Genomic DNA, 15,179 nt, shown 5'->3' with positions numbered 1-15,179 from the left:
CGGAAGGGTCAGGGAGCGTCCGGCATGTCGCCGGTGGCCTGGGTGCCGACTGCCATGCCGGCACCCAGGCCGCCCATCGCGCCCATGCCGGCACCGCCACCGCCACCACCGCCGGCCCTGCCGCCGCGTTCGCCCGCATCGGCGCGGCCCTTGGCAGCGCCGCCGGATGCGGGACGTGTCGGCCCTTGGTGCGGAATCTCCAATCCGCTGGGAATGGGCGCCAGGTCCAACGCGCCACGGATGAAGTCGCGCAGTGAAACCACCAATGCATGGGTGTGCACGGGCCGGCCCTGGGCCAGTTCGGTGGCGGCATGCGCAGCCAACCGCACCTGGTCGTCGGTGCCCAGCAGCAGGATGTCCGACAACGCCGCTTCCACGGCATCGCGGATGCGTCGGGCACGGTCCGAACCTGGCTCGGCGATGCCCCGCTCGTGTGCGCGTTCTCGCAGCTGGCGCAGGTGCGAAGGATCGACATCCAGATCGCCGGTGAAGGATCCGCCCAGCACCTTGTAGGCCGCCATCAAGGTGCGCAGCCGTTCATTGATCTGGCGGTTTTCGCGCTCGCGGCGCGCTTGCAGGGTCTGCATCACCAGCAGGCGGATACCCACGCCCAGCAGGGTGATGAGGGCCAGTCCACCGAGGGTGGACAGCACGGCCTGCCATGAACTGAAATCGAGACCACGCATGAGGGGCACTCCTTGGCGAGGCCCCCATGATGCCCTGCCATGTGTGTGCAGGCGCATCATCATCGACATCCCCTGGCGCCAGCCGGCGACAGGGGTGCCCGGCGCGCTTACTTGCTGCGCTTGGTCACGGCCTTGCGGGCGGCGACCTTCTTGGCCGGCGCCTTGCGGGCGGCCTTCTTCACCGGCGCTGCCTTCTTGGCAACGGCCTTGCGGGCGACAGCCGACTTCTTGCCGACAGCCTTCTTGGCAACCGCGGTCTTCTTGCCGACGGCCTTCTTGGCAACCGCCGTCTTCTTGCCGACGGTCTTCTTGGCAACTGCGGTCTTCTTGCCGACAGCCTTCTTGGCAACCGCAGTCTTCTTGCCGACGGTCTTCCTGGCAACAGCGGTCTTCTTGCCGACGGTCTTCCTGGCAACGGCGGTCTTCTTGCCGACGGTCTTCCTGGCAACGGCGGTCTTCTTGCCGACGGTCTTCTTGGCCACGGCGGTCTTCTTGCCGACAGCCTTCTTGGCCACGGCGGTCTTCTTGCCGACGGTCTTCTTGGCAACAGCGGCCTTCTTGGTCGCGGTCTTCTTGGCAACAGCGGCCTTCTTGCCGACGGTCTTCTTGGCAACAGCGGCCTTCTTGGTCGCGGTCTTCTTGGCCACGGCGACCTTCTTGGCGACGGGCTTCTTGGCGACAACCGCCTTCTTGGCGACGGCCTTCTTGACGACGGGCTTCTTGGCTACGGCAGTTTTCTTGGTTGCGGTCTTCTTCACTGCGGCAGCCTTCTTGGCAACGGTCTTGGTGGCGGCGGCCTTCTTCTTGGCGACGACCTTCTTCAGCGCGGCCGATTCGGCCTGTGCGTTCTGCTTGGCAGCTTCCAGCTTCTGCTTGGCCTTGGAGATCGACTTGCCCACGGACCTGGCGGCCTTGTCCGCCTGCTTGGCGACGGTCTTCTCGACCTTGGCAACGGCGTTCCTGGCGGCATCCACGCGGGTGGTGGCAGCCTTGCGCACGCGCTTGGCGGTGGTCTTGACCGCAGCCACGGCGTCTTCGGCGGTGTGGGCGATGGTCTCGCCAACGTTGGTTGCAGCTTCCTTTACAGTCTCGACGGTCTCGCTCAATGTCGTCGTCACACCATTACCGTTGCTCATGATTTGCCCTCCTGAGGGGCTGGAATGTCAAAACGGAGGCGATGCTATACCGGCAAGGTGCATCGTGGAACGGGAAACTGCGCAGGCGCAAGCGCGCGCCACCACGATGGCTGCGACCAGGCACGACCATCGACGCGCACGGCAACGCGAAAACCCGCGTTTTCAAGTGGTTTGGCGCCAGGCGTCCTGCACGGCGGGCGTCACCGTGGGCAGCCGCCGCGATCCTGCAGGACCGCTTGCCGATACGACACCGGCAGCGGAGTTTGCGCGGAACTGCGCAACTTCCCATGTGCCGGACCGCATCTTTCATGGCATGTTTATCCAGCGCGGGAGACACTTCTGCGGCCCTGCCGCAGCTCCCGGCGGCCCTCGCCTGCAGCATCGAGCGCGCCCTACTCCACCCTCCTGCCCGGACACCGATTCCCATGCGACCGATTCCGACCCTGCTTACGCTCGCACTGGCCGCAGCCTTCGGCGGCTTCGTCGCCAGCGGCATCAATGCACACCTGGACAACCGCGCCGAAGCAGCGCCGGCGCCGGTCACCATCCCGGCCACCAGCGCGCTGCCCGCTGCGGTCGCCGGGCAGCCGGTTCCCTCGCTGGCGCCGATGCTGCAGAAGGTCACCCCAGCCGTGGTCAGCGTCAACACCAAGCAGGTGGTGCGCGTGCGCAATCCGTTTTTCGAAGACCCGTTCTTCCGCCGCCTGTTCCCGGACGTGCCGCAGGAACGCATCAACGAATCGCTGGGTTCGGGCGTGATCATCGACGCCGCCGAGGGCCTGGTACTGACCAACCACCACGTCATCGACAACGCCGACGACGTGCAGGTCACCCTGTCCGACGGACGCACGGTGAAAGCCGAATTCCTCGGCTCGGATGCGGACACCGACATCGCGCTGATCCGCATCCCCGCGCAGGGCCTGACCGGCATCACCCTGGGCAACAGCGACCAGCTGCGCGTCGGTGACTTCGTGGTCGCCATCGGCAATCCATTCGGTTTCACCCAGACCGTGACCTCGGGCATCGTCTCGGCCGTCGGCCGCAGCGGCATCCGCGGGCTTGGCTACCAGAACTTCATCCAGACCGATGCATCGATCAACCCCGGCAACTCCGGCGGCGCGCTGGTCAACCTGCAGGGGCAGCTGGTGGGCATCAACACCGCCAGCTTCAACCCGCAGGGCAGCATGGCTGGCAACATCGGCCTCGGCCTGGCCATTCCGTCCAACCTGGCGCGCAACGTGGTCGACCAGCTGGTCAAGCATGGGGTGGTGGTGCGCGGCACGCTGGGCATCGAAAGCCAGAACCTGACCCCGCAGCTGGCGCAGGGCCTGGGCCTGAGCGAGGCGCGGGGTGCGCTGGTCACCCGGGTGCTGGCGGGATCGGCGGCAGCGGCGGCCGGCGTGCGTGCCGGCGACGTGGTGGTGACCGCCAACGGCCAACGCGTGGACAGCGCGCAGGCGCTGCACAACATCGAAGGGCTCGCGGCGGTCGGCAGCACGATGACCCTGGAACTGCGTCGCGATGGCAAGCCGGTGCAGGTCAGGGCCACGCTGAAGGAGCAGGCACGCGCGATCAGCGGCGATACGCTGGATCCACGCCTGGGCGGTGCCACCTTCGTTGACCTGCCCGAGTCGCTGCGCCAGTCCGGGCTCAGCGGCGTGCTGGTCAACGAGGTCACCCGCGGCAGCCGCGCTGCCGCTTCCGGCCTTGTCAAAGGCGACATCGTGACCGAGGCCAGCGCAGGTGAATTCGCCGACCTCGCCAGCTGGCGGGCCAACTTCCAGCAGCCTCCGCAGCAACTGGTGCTGCGCATCGTGCGGGGCAATGCCAGGGGGCAGTTGGTCATGCGCTGACGGCATGACGTACCGTAACGCCCCCTATACCCGGGCGATGGTATCCATGTCGTCCGTGGCCATCCCGCATGTCGGGATGGCGGCCGCCTTATTCACTGAAGCAGGAGATTGCGATGAGCCCCACCAACACCGAAAACCTGAAGGACCACCTGGGCGAAGCCTCCACCCACCTGAAGTCGGCCGCCAACGCGGCCGGCAGCGCGATCAAGGGCGCCACGGGTGCGGCCGGCGATGAACTGCGGATCGGCAAGGCCAACGTCAAGGCTGAACTGTCCGATACCGCCCTGTCCGGCCTGGCTGCTGCCGAGTTCGGCGGTGCCGCTGCCAAGGAACAGGTCGATGCGCTGATGGACAAGGGCAAGGACCTGGTCGACAGCGCCGCTGAACTGATCCGCGAGCGTCCCCTCGCTTCGTTCGGCGTCGCCTTCGCTGCCGGCTGGCTGATCGCCAAGCTGGCCAATAGCGGCGGCGACAAGTAAGCCGCGGCGTGAGCGAAAGCGACAACACCGCCAACGGGCCTGATCCAGCGGCTACCCCGCCGCTGGATGAGAGCATCCGGCAGGTCAGCCAGGCCAGCCGCGCAACGGTGGATGCCGCAAAGCATTCGTTCCGTTCGCTGCGTCGCCTGGCGTCGGCGGATTTTGCCCTGGCACGCAGTGCCTTCGGCCGTGCCCTGGCGTGGGCGGGGGTGGCGATCGTCTTCGGCGCATCGGCGTGGCTGCTGATGGCGGCCACGTTGATCGCCCTGCTGCAGAGCTGGGGCATGTCCTGGCTGCATGCGCTGCTGATCACTTCGCTGCTGAGCCTGGCGATAACCGGCCTGGCCGCGTGGCGGGTGTCCTACTTCTTCCACCACACCGGCATGCATTCCACCCGCCGGCAGCTGTCCAAGCTGGGCCTGTTCGACGAGCCCGGCGATGAAGAAGACCCCGACGCCGGCGTCAAGATCCCGGAGGGCAAGCCATGAAGTTCAGCGTATTGCGCAGCCGGGTGAAGCGCTGCGAGCAGGTGGTTGCGGTACGGCTGGCCGATACCCAGGACAACTGGGGCGTGCTCAGCCAGGTGTGGCGCAGTGGCTGGTCGCCGCTGCGCATCATCATTGCCGGCGTGGCCAGCGGCTTCGTGGTCGGAAAGCTGGAAGTGCCCGGCAAGATCAATGGCGCACGCTGGCTGCAGATGGCCGGCTCGGTCTCCAACCTGCTGGCCAGTGGCCAGGCCGCGTTCGCTTCGGCGATGGCCGCGCACGCGGCCGGTGCGGCAGACGATGCCGCCGAGCAGGCCGATGCTGCCGCTGACAAAGTCGATGATGCGGTCAATCCCGGGGCAGCCGCTGCTGCGGGTGCGGCCGCTGGCGCGGCGGCCGCGGCATCCGTACAGCGGTCGCCTGCCCCGCAGGTCGGCCCGGGCCGCCAGGACCCGCAGGACGCCAACGGTCCTCGCCCGGCAGAAGCCGCCACGGAATTGTCCGAGCGTTGACACGGTGAACCCGCCGCGTTGACCGCGGCGGGCAGATAATGGGCAACTTTTCCCCTGTCGGTGCGACGATGAGCGAGTCCCTTTCCAGCGTCCCCGTCGAACCGACCGCGCCCGCGCCACTGCCCGCGCGCCCCCGCGCGCCGGTGTCATTGGTCGTGCTGGCAACGCTCGCCGTGGCATTCACGCTGTGGGCGGCGCAACCGGTGGTACTGCCGATCCTGCTGGCGATGTTCTTCGCGTTGGTGGGCAACCCCATCCTGCGCATGCTGGAACGCATCTGGGTACCGCGCGCGCTCGGTGCCATCCTGGTGATCGTGGTCGGCCTGGGTGCCACCACTGCACTGGCCGTGCAACTGGTCGTGCCGACGATGGAATGGGCGCAGGAAGCCCCGCAGCAGCTGCGCAAGATCGGCCGCCAGGTGCAGAACCTGACCAAACCGGTGCAGCAGGCCAACCAGGCCGCCGAGAACTTCGCACGCGTGGCCGCCGGTGAAGGCAACCGCCGCGTGCAGGTGGTGCGCACCCAGCTGGACGACCCGTACCGGGCGATCACCCAGGCCCCGCGCCTGCTCGCCTCGGTACTGGCGGTGGTGCTGCTGACGCTGTTCTTCATGATCTACGGCCAGGACCTGCAGCGGCATGCCATTGCCTTGTTCCCCAGCCGCCAGCAACAGCGCTTCACCACCGATATCCTGCGTTCGATCGAACGCGAAGTGTCGCGCTATGTGCTGACCATCACCGTGATCAACAGCCTGGTGGGCCTGGTGTTCGCCGGCACGCTGATGCTGCTGGGCCTGGAAATGCAGGATGCCCTGCTGTGGGGCACGATGGCCGCACTGCTCAACTTCGCCCCGTACGTGGGTCCGCTGATCGGCGTGGCGCTGATGCTGCTGGTCGGCTTCGTCGAATTCCCGGATCCGCTCAAGGCGATCCTGCCGGCCGCCTGCTACCTGGCCCTGCACGCGCTGGAGGGCCAGCTGATCACCCCGATCGTGCTGGGCCGACGGATGAAACTTTCGCCGCTGGTGCTGATCCTGGCGCTGATGATCTTCGGCTGGCTGTGGGGCTTCGTCGGCCTGCTGCTGGCGGTTCCGCTGCTGGTCTGCGTCAAGCTGGTGCTGGCACGGCTGGAGGGCATGCAGGGCTGGTCGCGGCTGCTGGAATGAAAGCCGATAGCGACGGGCGTAGAATGACCGGGTGAACTTCCCCATCCAAGCCATCACCCTCGACCTCGACGACACCCTGTGGCCCTTCGCTCCGATCGGCGCACGCATCGACCAGGTCCTGCACGACTGGATGCTGCAGCACAGTCCCGCTACGGCCGCGATGTTTCCGCAGGCCGCGATGCGTGAACTGCGCGAGCGCGCCTACGTCGACAATCCCCACCTGCACCACGACCTGAGTGCGCTGCGCCGGCTGGCGCTGCAGCAGGCACTGCAGGACAGCGGCGCCGACGCGGCCCTGTTGGAGCCCGCTTACGAAGCCTTTTTCGCCGCGCGCAACCAGGTGGAGTACTACCCGGATGCGCTGGATGCCCTGCAGCGCATCGCCGCCCGGGTGCCGGTGGCGGCGCTGAGCAATGGCAACGCCGACCTGGAACGGATCGGCGTGGCGCACTTGTTCGCCTTCCAGCTGGGTGCCCGCGAACACGGTGCGGCAAAGCCGGTCGCCAGCATCTTCCATGCCGCCTGCGAGCGCCTGGGCGTTGCACCGGAGCATGTGCTGCACGTGGGCGACCACATTGAAATGGACGTGGCCGGGGCGATGTCCGCCGGCCTGCGCGGCTGCTGGATCAACCGCGAAGCGGCCTGCTGGAACCATCCTTCGCTGCAGCCCGACCTGCAGTTCGACACCCTCACCGGGCTGGCCGACTGGCTTGATGCCAACCCCGCCGCCAGCGCAACCAGGAGCGCCTGACCCCATGACCGAGATCACCGGTTTCGTTGCCACCTCCGACCAGGCGCTGCCGCTGCACGTGCTGGACCGGGGGCAGTTCATGGCATGGAATGCCGCCCAGCCACCCGCGCTGCAGGCGTGGCTGCAGTCGCAGAATTTCACCGCCAGCGGCCACAGCGTGGCACTGCTGCCGGGCGAACACGGCATTGCCGGTGCGGTGATCGGGATCGGCGATGCAGGCGATGCGTACAGCTATGCCCATGCACCGCACGCGCTGCCCGAAGGCACCGTGTGGAAGTTGGCCACCGCACTGGAACCGGCGCAACAGGACCTGCTGCAGCTGGGCTGGGGACTGGGCAGTTACCGCTTCGACCGCTACAAGGCGCGCAATCGTGCACCGGCCCAGCTGCTGGCCAGCCCGTCGGCCGAGGTGGCCGCGCTGGTCGCCGCCAGCCTGCGCGTGCGCGACTGGGTCAACACGCCCACCGAGGACATGGGGCCGCAGCAGCTGGAAGACGCCGCGCGCGCACTGGCGAACGCACATGGCGCGCAGCTCGAGGCAATCACCGGTGAGGCGCTGCTGGAGCAGGATTTCCCGGCCATCCACGCGGTGGGCCGTGCCTCGCACCGTGCGCCGCGGCTGATCGTGCTGCGCTGGGGCAAGGACACCGATCCGTCGCTGGTGCTGGTCGGCAAGGGCGTGTGCTTCGATACCGGCGGGCTGGACATCAAGCCGGCCGACGGCATGCGCAACATGAAGAAGGACATGGGTGGTGCGGCACATGCGCTGGCGCTGGCCGGGCTGGTGATGGCCCAGGCCCTGCCGGTGCGGCTGACGCTGCTGGTGCCAGCGGTGGAAAACGCGATCGGCCCGGATGCATTCCGTCCGGGCGAAGTGATCGCCACCCGCAAGGGCCTGAGCGTGGAGATCGACAACACCGACGCCGAAGGCCGGGTGATCCTGGGTGATGCCCTGACCTTCGCCAGTGAACAGCAGCCGGATCTGGTGCTGGACTTCGCCACCCTCACCGGCGCGGCACGCATCGCGCTGGGTCCGGACCTGCCAGCGCTGTTCAGCAACGATGACACGGTGGCCCAGCAGTGGCTGCAGGCCGGCGAGCAGACCCGCGACCCGGTGTGGCGGATGCCGTTGTGGCGCCCGTACCTGCGTTACCTGCACAGCGGCATCGCCGACCTGGCCAATGCCGGTTCGCGGATGGGTGGCGCGGTCACCGCAGCGCTGTACCTGGAACGCTTCCTGGCCGACGGCCAGCGCTGGGCCCACCTGGACGTGTATGCCTGGAACGACGGCGAACGCCCCGGCCGCCCCGCTGGCGGCGAAGCCCTGGCCCTGCGTTCGGCCTGGGCCATGCTGAAAACACGCTACGCCTGACTCCTGAAAAAGGGGACGGAGGGGATTAAGTCGCGGGTGACCAGATAGGGTCGTTTGCGACTTAATCCCCTCCGTCCCCTTTTTTGCTTAGGATGTGGGCACCGCGCATTTCCATGCCAGGCAGGAACCGTCGATGCCCTTGTTCCGCTTCACCCGCAAAGGCGGCTTATCGCGCGGCCCACGGCCGCATTCGCCGCTGCCCTGGATCGCGCTGATTGCGTTGATCGTCGGCCTGATCGCGCTGGCCTTTGCATGGCTGGCCGGCTGGATTGGTCGTGATCGACCGACGGCGCAGGGCTTCACCGACACCATCGAAGCCACCGGCCCGGCGCATCCCGGCTTCCGCCGCGCGCACAGCAAGGGCGTGTGTGTGAGTGGCTGGTTCGAACCCACGCCGCAGGGTGCGGCGCTGTCCCGCGCCCAGGTGTTCCATCAGGAACGGGTGCCGGTGCTGGGGCGGCTGTCGATCGGCGGCGGCGACCCGCACGGTGCCGATGCGCAGGCACGGGTGCGCAGCATCGCCCTGCAGCTGGTCAGTGACAACGGGCAGGAATGGCGGATGGCGATGAACAGCTTCCCGTTCTTCGCCGTGCCCAGCCCGGAGGCGTTCCTGGAACAGACCCAGGCGCAGCTGCCCGACCCGTCCACCGGCAAGCCGGACCCGGCGAAGATGGCCGCCGTGCTGCAGAAGTATCCCAGCGCGCGCGCCTTCCAGCAGTGGGCAAAGACCGCCCCGTGGACCACCAGCTGGGCCAACACGCAGTTCAACAGCGTCAACAGCTTCTGGTTCACCGCCGCCGACGGCACCCGCCAGGCGGTGCGCTGGAGCTGGGAACCGCAGGCTGCGGTCGAGGTGCTGGACGAAACGGCGCGCGCCGGTGCCGGTCTGGACCATCTGGCCGACGAGTTCGCCACGCGGCTGGCCAGCGGGCCGGTGCGCTGGAACCTGGTAGTAACTCTGGCAGGACCCGGCGACGTGGTGGAAGATCCCTCCACCCCGTGGCCCGCCGGACGCCCCCGTGTGCAGGCCGGCGTGCTGTCGCTGGCGCATATGCAGCCGCAGGCCGGGGGGCCCTGCAACGACCTCAACTTCGATCCGCTGATCCTGCCCGATGGAATCAGCGGCAGCGACGATGCGGTGCTGGCGGCACGCTCGGCGGTGTACTCGCATTCGTTCAACCGCCGCGAACGCGAGACCGCGCGTGGCGAAGCCGGCGGTGCCGCAGGGGTATCGAAATGAACGCACCGGATCGCACGACCGGCCATTTCAACCTGTTGGCCCGCGTGCTGCACTGGACGATGGCCGTGATGATCCTGGCGATGCTGTTCATCGGCGTGACCATGATGGCCTCGCTGCACCTGCGGCCGACCCTGGTGGACATCCACCGTCCGCTGGGCATCGCGATCGGGCTGCTGGTGCTGCTGCGCCTGTACAACCGCCTGCGCCACCGGCCACCGCCGCTGCCGGCCGATCTGCCGTGGTGGCAGGCGCTGGCCGCGAAGGCGTCGCACTGGCTGCTGTATGCGTTGATGCTGGCGATGCCGCTGCTGGGGTGGTCGATGCTGTCCGCCGGCGGCTATCCGATCGTGCTGTGGAGCGGCTTCAACCTGCCCCCGATCGCCCCGCACTCGGCAGCGCTGTATACCGCGCTGCGCAGCGCCCACAGCCTGCTGGCCTATGTGTTGTTCGCCACCGTGCTGATGCACCTGGGTGCTGCGTTGTACCACGCCTGGGTGCGCCGCGATGGCGTGTTCGAGTCGATGGCGAAGAAGTAGCCGGCGTCAGAGCCAGCCCTTCTGGCGGGCCAGCCGGTAAGCTTCGATGCGGTTGGCCACGCCCAGCTTGCCGATGCATTCGGACAGGTAATTGCGCACCGTCCCATGCGACAGGCCAAGCTCGGTGGCGATCTCCCCGGCCGTCTTTCCTTCGCCTGCCAGGCGCAGCACGCGGCGCTCGCGGTCGGTCAACGGATCGGCCTGCGACCAGGCGTCCAGTGCCAGTTGCGGGTCGATGGCGCGGGCGCCCCGTTGCACGCGGCGCAGGGCATCGGCCAGGTGGTCGGCCGGCGCGTCCTTGAGCAGGTAACCGAGCACGCCCGCGTCCAGGGCGCGGCGCAGGAAGCCGGTACGCGCGAAGGTCGTGACGATCACCACCTTGATCGGCAGTTGCTGCCGCGCAATCCGCTGCGCCAGTTCCAGCCCGGTCAGCCCGGGCATTTCGATGTCGGTGACCAGGATGTCCGGCCGCACCTGCTGCAGCAGTCGCCACGCCGCTTCGCCGTCGGCTGCGGTGCCCAGCACCTCGATGTCCGGCTCCAGCCCCAGCAGCGCCGACAACGCCCCGCGCACCATGGCCTGGTCTTCGGCCAGCACGATCCGGATCATGGGGTTGCCTTCAGCAGGCTGGCAGGCAATGGATCCGGCGCCCGGTCGATCGGCGTCGATACGGCCGGCATCGGCACGCGCACGGTGATGCAGGTACCGCCCTGCGGCAGCGGCTCCAGTTGCAGCGTACCGCGCAGTGCGGCGATGCGTTCGCGCATTCCAGCCAGGCCGTTGCCTTCGGTGGTCACCCCGCCACGGCCGTTGTCGCGGACCTGCATCATCAGGGCATGGCCGTCGCGTTCGAAGTGCACCTGGGCGTTGCCCGCAAGCGCGTGGCGGGCAATGTTGGTCACCGCCTCGCGCAGCACCAGCGCCAGCGCGCGCTCGATCTCCAGCGGCATCGGCGGCGGCGGCTGGTAGTCCAGGTGGACCTGCTGGCATTCCAGCAGCAGCCGGGCCGAGGCAAGCTCACCGGCAAGGTCGCTGGAGCGGAATCCGGTGACCGCACTGCGGACCTGCGCCAGCGCCTGCCGCGCGATGTCTTCCGCTTCGCCGATCTCCTGCCGTGCACGCGCATCGCCGCGGTCATACAGCTTGCGCGACAGCTCCAGCTTCAACGTGATCAGTGACAGCGTGTGCCCGAGCAGGTCATGCAGGTCGCGGCCGATGCGCTCGCGCTCGGCCGTGGCCGCCAGCCGGCGCACCTCATCCTGTGACAGCTGCAGCTGTGCGTCGCGGTCCTTGTTGACCGCCTCCATGTTCGATATCAGGCCGATCACCACCGACATGAAGGGAATCCAGACCAGGTTCTGCCAGGCCCAGCCCGCAAGCCACGCGGTGCCGACATACACCGCATTGAGCAGCAGCAACTGCAACAGATAGCGCCAGGTGCTGCCGTTGCGGCACACGCGCAGCATCACGCAGCCGAACACGAAATAACTGATGCCGGACGGATACCAGGGCACGAGCACCAGGCTCATGGCGACCATCGCCAGCGCATGGCGCGGTGCATGGTGGCGCGGCGCCAGCATCGCGCGCGCGTAGAGGAACAGGAAGGTGGGATAGCTGAGCAGGGTCAGCAGCGCCCAGCGCGCGGTATACCCGCCACCGAACAGCGGCGTCAGGAACACCCACGAGGTCCACAGCAGGTGGATGTAATCACTCCAGCCGGACTGGCCGCGCCGCCGATGATCGGCTGCTGCGGAATCCGGCGCGGGGCGCAGCAGGGTGGCCAACCCCCTGGAAAGCACGGTGGATTCCAGCAGGCGGCGGGCGCGGGGGATCATGGACTCAGCCAATGCGGCGCAGGCGACGGGTCGCCAGCAGCGCGCCGATCACCGTCACCAGGGCCAGCACTCCCACGTGCACCGGCATGCTGCCGCTGGCCGGCTCGTCGATGGTATGCAACGCCAGCTGGGCCGCATGCCAGGTCGGCCAGAGCGGAGCGAGCCGGGTGAACACGTCCGGGAGCATCGACAGCGGTACCCACAGGCCCGACAGCAGCGCCAGGGGCAGATAGAACAGGTTCACCATCGCCGGTGCCGCATCGGCGCCGACATGGCTGCCGATCAGCAGGCCGACCGCGCCCAGCGGCAGTGCGACCAGCGCCGAAACGCCGATCAGGCCAGCCATCTGCGAGGGGGTCAGCACGACCTCGCCCACCGCGTGCGCGGCGATGATCAGCAAGGCCGCCACGACCACGGCGAAGATCAGGGCCATCAGCAGCCGGGCCAGCATGGGAGCCAGCGGCGGAACCGGCAGGGCGCGTTTGAGGGTCAGCAGGCCACTGGCCCGGTCCACGGCCAGCTGTACGCCGAAACCGAACAGGGCAGGCCCCATCGCGCCGAAGATGCAGTAGGTAGCGAGCAGGTAACGCCCCGCTTCGCCACGCCCCAGCAGCACGCCGAACATCAGGTAGAACAGCACCGGGAACAGCAGACAGGGCAGCACGAAGGCCGGCGTGCGCCAGGTTCGCCGCAGCTCGGCCTTCAACTCGGCGACGTACGGTGCGAGCCGCCGCGCCACCGGACGGCGCACTGCTTCGCCGTCGGCCCGGGGCAGGCTCATGCGGCCTCCCGGGTCATTTCAACGAACGCTTCGGCCAGTCCCCCACCGCGCACATCCAGCTCGCGCAGCAGGGGATCTTCGGCAAGCAGGCGGGCCACCACCGCCTCGGCCGGTTCGGCCAGCAGCTGCAGGTGGTCGCCTTCGCGGCGGGCATCGATGACGCCCTCCCAACCGCGCACGTGGGCCACGTCCAGCCGGCTGCGGCAGCGGATCCGCCGCGGAGCCAGCTGAGGCCGGAACGTGGCCAGTGGGCCATCGGCCAGTACCTGCCCCCGTTCCATGACCACCACGCGCCCGGCGAGCGCTTCGGCTTCTTCCAGGTAATGGGTGGTCAGCACGATGCCGCATCCTTCCTGGCGCAGCGTCGCGATGGCGTCCCAGATGGCCTGCCGGGCCTCGATGTCCAGGCCGGTGGTCGGCTCATCAAGGAACAGCAGGCGCGGACCGCCGCACACGGCGATGGCGAACTGCACGCGCCGCTGCTGGCCGCCGGACAGCGCGCCGTAGGGCCGCTCCCGCAGGTCCTGGACACCGGCGATGGCAAGGCATTCGGCCAGCGGGCGAGGCCGCGGGTAGCTGGCCTGGAACTGCTCCACCAGCTCACCGACCCGCAGGTTCGGCGGCAGCGCGGTGCTCTGCAGCATCACCCCGACCTGCTCGCGCTGGGCACGGTGTTGCGGATCGCCACCGAGCAGCTGCACCTGTCCGCTGTCCGGCCGCCGCAGCCCAAGCAGCACTGCGATGGCCGTGCTCTTGCCGGCGCCGTTGCGACCGAGCAGGGCCAGCACTTCGCTTCCCTGTACCTGCAGGCTGACTCCAGCCAGCGCCTGCACGTTGCGATATCGCACGTGTACCTGGTCAAGGACCGCAAGCGGAGGGGCATCGAGGTGCATCGCGAACTCCCGGGAAAGAGGTGGCCAGTGTGCGGCAGGTCGCAGCGTACACGCACTGGTGTACGTCAGCAGCAGAGGGTGACAGCTGTCACTGCCCGTTTCCGGTACCAGGCGTGCATCCTTGCCGACGCCGGAACCCGGTTTGCCCCCGGTCGGTGTTGGGGTCACACTCCGCTCGATCCATCGTCATGGTCCCTATGAACGCCTCTGCTGAACTGTTGAAGGAACTTCGCATCGACCGCAAGACGCCGCCGCCCGCTCCGGGCAGCCGCCGTTGGCTGTGGATCGTGATCATCGTGGGGGTGCTGCTCGCCGCCGCCATCGCGGCATGGCGGCTGCGTCCGCAGGCCATCGAAGTGCAGACCGCACCTGCGGTGGCACTGGGCGAGGCAGGCAGCAGCGCATCGGTGCTGGATGCCAGCGGCTACGTGGTGGCCCGGCGCATGGCGACCGTATCGGCCAAGATCACCGGCAAGGTGCGCGAAGTCATGATTGAAGAAGGCATGCGGGTCGACGAAGGCCAGGTCATGGCCACGCTGGACCCGATCGATGCCGGCGCCCAGCGCGATCTCTATGCTTCGCAGGTGCAGGCCGCGCGCAGCCAGGTCGCCGGCCTGCAGGCCCAGCTCACCCAGGCCGATGCCGAGGCGACCCGGCTGCAGGCGCTGGTCGGCCAGCAGCTGGTATCGCGCTCGCAGTTCGACCAGGCCGTGGCCCAGCGTGACAGCCTGCGTGCGCAGCTGGATACCGCCCGGCGCAACGTGCAGGTGGCCGGCAACCAACTCGCGATCGCCGACCTGGGCGTGGACAACAACATCGTCCGCGCCCCGTTCTCCGGCGTGGTCACTGCCAAGGCCGCGCAGCCGGGCGAGATCGTCTCGCCGCTGTCGGCCGGCGGCGGCTTCACCCGCACCGGCATCGGCACCATCGTGGACATGGATTCGCTGGAGATCGAAGTCGATGTCGGCGAGGCGTTCATCGGCCGCGTACAGCCGAAGATGCCGGTGGAAGCCACGCTCAACGCCTATCCCGACTGGAAAATCCCGGCCGAGGTGATCGCCATCGTTCCCACCGCCGACCGCGGCAAGGCCACGGTGAAGGTGCGCGTGGCGATCAAGACCCGCGACCCGCGGATCGTGCCGGAAATGGGCGTGCGGGTGAGCTTCCTGGAACAACCCAAGGCCGATGCAGCGGCAAAGCCGCAGGGCGTGCGGGTGCCGGCCAATGCCGTGGTGGAACGCGAGGGTGGCAGCGTGGTGTTCGTGCTGGTGGACGATGCCGTGCAGCAGCGCAGCGTAAAGCCCGGCCTGGCATTGAATGCGGATCGACAACTGCTGCAGGGCGTCCGCCCGGGTGAGCTTGTGGTGACCAGCCCAGCAGATACGTTGCGCGATGGCAGCAAGGTGAAGGAACAACCGTAGGTTTTCTGTCTGACGGCCAGCGGCCGTCACCAA

General features: G+C 68.2%; 16 protein-coding genes. 10 read left to right on the top strand and 6 right to left on the bottom strand.

Features of this window, described 5'->3' with window-relative positions; genetic code table 11:
- Nucleotides 1-8: 8 nt before the first annotated feature.
- The gene (locus H9654_RS09055) at nucleotides 9-686 is read right to left on the bottom strand and encodes a hypothetical protein (RefSeq protein ID WP_191770562.1); all 678 of its coding nucleotides are present in this window, start codon (nucleotides 684-686) and stop codon (nucleotides 9-11) included.
- A gap of 107 nt (nucleotides 687-793) precedes the next feature.
- Complete coding sequence (locus tag H9654_RS09050) at nucleotides 794-1,822, bottom strand: histone (protein ID WP_191770561.1); 1,029 nt, start codon at nucleotides 1,820-1,822, stop codon at nucleotides 794-796.
- Between the two features lie 425 nt (nucleotides 1,823-2,247).
- Between H9654_RS09050 and H9654_RS09045 the strand changes: the two genes are divergently transcribed.
- The 9 genes from H9654_RS09045 (at nucleotide 2,248) to H9654_RS09005 (ending at nucleotide 10,216) form a co-directional block, all read left to right on the top strand.
- Complete coding sequence (locus tag H9654_RS09045) at nucleotides 2,248-3,675, top strand: Do family serine endopeptidase (protein WP_191770560.1); 1,428 nt, start codon at nucleotides 2,248-2,250, stop codon at nucleotides 3,673-3,675.
- Nucleotides 3,676-3,788: 113 nt separating this feature from the next.
- Nucleotides 3,789-4,154 carry a hypothetical protein gene (locus H9654_RS09040; RefSeq protein ID WP_191770559.1) on the top strand — a complete coding sequence of 122 codons (366 nt, stop codon included), beginning with the start codon at nucleotides 3,789-3,791 and terminating at the stop codon, nucleotides 4,152-4,154.
- 8 nt (nucleotides 4,155-4,162) lie between these two features.
- The gene (locus H9654_RS09035; protein WP_182656445.1) at nucleotides 4,163-4,642 is read left to right on the top strand and encodes a phage holin family protein; all 480 of its coding nucleotides are present in this window, start codon (nucleotides 4,163-4,165) and stop codon (nucleotides 4,640-4,642) included.
- Nucleotides 4,639-5,151 (top strand): protein sip-5, encoded by a 513-nt coding sequence (locus H9654_RS09030; RefSeq protein WP_191770558.1) that lies wholly within the window; start codon nucleotides 4,639-4,641, stop codon nucleotides 5,149-5,151. Before H9654_RS09035 ends, H9654_RS09030 begins: the two co-directional genes overlap by 4 nt.
- Before the next feature lie 68 nt (nucleotides 5,152-5,219).
- Nucleotides 5,220-6,317 carry an AI-2E family transporter gene (locus tag H9654_RS09025; protein WP_191770557.1) on the top strand — a complete coding sequence of 366 codons (1,098 nt, stop codon included), beginning with the start codon at nucleotides 5,220-5,222 and terminating at the stop codon, nucleotides 6,315-6,317.
- Between the two features lie 31 nt (nucleotides 6,318-6,348).
- Nucleotides 6,349-7,068, top strand: a complete 720-nt coding sequence (locus H9654_RS09020) for an HAD family hydrolase (protein WP_191770556.1) — start codon at nucleotides 6,349-6,351, stop codon at nucleotides 7,066-7,068.
- A 4-nt stretch (nucleotides 7,069-7,072) separates the two neighbouring features.
- Nucleotides 7,073-8,440 (top strand): leucyl aminopeptidase family protein, encoded by a 1,368-nt coding sequence (locus tag H9654_RS09015; RefSeq protein WP_191770555.1) that lies wholly within the window; start codon nucleotides 7,073-7,075, stop codon nucleotides 8,438-8,440.
- Between the two features lie 133 nt (nucleotides 8,441-8,573).
- The gene (locus H9654_RS09010; RefSeq protein WP_191770554.1) at nucleotides 8,574-9,680 is read left to right on the top strand and encodes a catalase family peroxidase; all 1,107 of its coding nucleotides are present in this window, start codon (nucleotides 8,574-8,576) and stop codon (nucleotides 9,678-9,680) included.
- Nucleotides 9,677-10,216, top strand: a complete 540-nt coding sequence (locus tag H9654_RS09005) for a cytochrome b (RefSeq protein ID WP_191770553.1) — start codon at nucleotides 9,677-9,679, stop codon at nucleotides 10,214-10,216. Before H9654_RS09010 ends, H9654_RS09005 begins: the two co-directional genes overlap by 4 nt.
- A 6-nt stretch (nucleotides 10,217-10,222) precedes the next feature.
- On the opposite strand, the gene H9654_RS09000 is transcribed toward H9654_RS09005, so the two are convergent.
- Genes H9654_RS09000 through H9654_RS08985 form a run of 4 tightly spaced genes read right to left on the bottom strand, consistent with a single transcriptional unit; the run spans nucleotide 10,223 to nucleotide 13,725 of the window.
- Nucleotides 10,223-10,825 (bottom strand): response regulator transcription factor, encoded by a 603-nt coding sequence (locus tag H9654_RS09000; RefSeq protein WP_101099524.1) that lies wholly within the window; start codon nucleotides 10,823-10,825, stop codon nucleotides 10,223-10,225.
- Entirely contained in the window at nucleotides 10,822-12,051 is a 1,230-nt protein-coding gene (locus H9654_RS08995; protein WP_191770552.1) for a sensor histidine kinase, read from the bottom strand. The genes H9654_RS09000 and H9654_RS08995 overlap by 4 nt, the downstream gene beginning before the upstream one ends.
- A 4-nt stretch (nucleotides 12,052-12,055) precedes the next feature.
- On the bottom strand, nucleotides 12,056-12,832 hold the full coding sequence (locus H9654_RS08990) for an ABC transporter permease (protein ID WP_191770551.1): 777 nt from the start codon (nucleotides 12,830-12,832) through the stop codon (nucleotides 12,056-12,058).
- A complete protein-coding gene (locus H9654_RS08985) occupies nucleotides 12,829-13,725 on the bottom strand; it encodes an ABC transporter ATP-binding protein (RefSeq protein ID WP_191770550.1) in 897 nt (298 codons plus the stop codon). Before H9654_RS08985 ends, H9654_RS08990 begins: the two co-directional genes overlap by 4 nt.
- A gap of 197 nt (nucleotides 13,726-13,922) precedes the next feature.
- Here H9654_RS08985 and H9654_RS08980 point away from each other — a divergent pair, with 197 nt between their 5' ends.
- Complete coding sequence (locus tag H9654_RS08980; RefSeq protein WP_191770549.1) at nucleotides 13,923-15,146, top strand: efflux RND transporter periplasmic adaptor subunit; 1,224 nt, start codon at nucleotides 13,923-13,925, stop codon at nucleotides 15,144-15,146.
- Nucleotides 15,147-15,179 lie beyond the last annotated feature (33 nt).

The organism is Stenotrophomonas lacuserhaii (assembly GCF_014836545.1).
Classification (GTDB): Bacteria; Pseudomonadota; Gammaproteobacteria; order Xanthomonadales; family Xanthomonadaceae; genus Stenotrophomonas; species Stenotrophomonas lacuserhaii.
This window is presented reverse-complemented; position numbering and strand designations above follow the sequence as displayed.

What these genes read in the sequence shown, in the direction of transcription:
- H9654_RS09055 (WP_191770562.1), bottom strand. Translation starts at nt 686, where the DNA reads ATGCGTGGTCTCGATTTCAGTTCATGGCAGGCCGTGCTGTCCACCCTC.
- H9654_RS09050 (WP_191770561.1), bottom strand. Translation starts at nt 1,822, where the DNA reads ATGAGCAACGGTAATGGTGTGACGACGACATTGAGCGAGACCGTCGAG.
- H9654_RS09045 (WP_191770560.1), top strand. Translation starts at nt 2,248, where the DNA reads ATGCGACCGATTCCGACCCTGCTTACGCTCGCACTGGCCGCAGCCTTC.
- H9654_RS09040 (WP_191770559.1), top strand. Translation starts at nt 3,789, where the DNA reads ATGAGCCCCACCAACACCGAAAACCTGAAGGACCACCTGGGCGAAGCC.
- H9654_RS09030 (WP_191770558.1), top strand. Translation starts at nt 4,639, where the DNA reads ATGAAGTTCAGCGTATTGCGCAGCCGGGTGAAGCGCTGCGAGCAGGTG.
- H9654_RS09025 (WP_191770557.1), top strand. Translation starts at nt 5,220, where the DNA reads ATGAGCGAGTCCCTTTCCAGCGTCCCCGTCGAACCGACCGCGCCCGCG.
- H9654_RS09015 (WP_191770555.1), top strand. Translation starts at nt 7,073, where the DNA reads ATGACCGAGATCACCGGTTTCGTTGCCACCTCCGACCAGGCGCTGCCG.
- H9654_RS09010 (WP_191770554.1), top strand. Translation starts at nt 8,574, where the DNA reads ATGCCCTTGTTCCGCTTCACCCGCAAAGGCGGCTTATCGCGCGGCCCA.
- H9654_RS09005 (WP_191770553.1), top strand. Translation starts at nt 9,677, where the DNA reads ATGAACGCACCGGATCGCACGACCGGCCATTTCAACCTGTTGGCCCGC.
- H9654_RS09000 (WP_101099524.1), bottom strand. Translation starts at nt 10,825, where the DNA reads ATGATCCGGATCGTGCTGGCCGAAGACCAGGCCATGGTGCGCGGGGCG.
- H9654_RS08995 (WP_191770552.1), bottom strand. Translation starts at nt 12,051, where the DNA reads ATGATCCCCCGCGCCCGCCGCCTGCTGGAATCCACCGTGCTTTCCAGG.
- H9654_RS08990 (WP_191770551.1), bottom strand. Translation starts at nt 12,832, where the DNA reads ATGAGCCTGCCCCGGGCCGACGGCGAAGCAGTGCGCCGTCCGGTGGCG.
- H9654_RS08985 (WP_191770550.1), bottom strand. Translation starts at nt 13,725, where the DNA reads ATGCACCTCGATGCCCCTCCGCTTGCGGTCCTTGACCAGGTACACGTG.
- H9654_RS08980 (WP_191770549.1), top strand. Translation starts at nt 13,923, where the DNA reads ATGAACGCCTCTGCTGAACTGTTGAAGGAACTTCGCATCGACCGCAAG.